The sequence below is a fragment of the Chryseobacterium sp. CH25 genome (assembly GCF_004119455.1).
GTDB lineage: Bacteria > Bacteroidota > Bacteroidia > Flavobacteriales > Weeksellaceae > Chryseobacterium.
On the sequence record NZ_NRQT01000165.1, the window covers coordinates 1 to 224 of the forward strand.

Consider the following 224-nt stretch of genomic DNA (forward strand, 5'->3'; position numbering starts at 1 on the left):
AGGAAGCTTACTAAAAACAGTCAAGATGAGTACTCAAAAAGGAAATATAGCCTATTATTGCTTGGCCATCTGTATTACAGTAACGGGCAAAATGATAAGGCATTTCAGTATTTCGATTCTGTAAAAGGAAGCTTACTAAAAACAGTCAAGATGAGTACTCAAAAAGGAAATATAGCCTATTATTGCTTGGCCATCTGTATTACAGTAACGGGCAAAATGATAAG

General features: G+C 34.8%; 1 protein-coding gene. It reads left to right on the forward strand.

Annotated features, from left to right (window positions below; genetic code table 11):
- On the forward strand, positions 1–224 hold a 224-nt coding region (locus BOQ64_RS24360), incomplete at both ends, for a hypothetical protein (protein ID WP_228448549.1).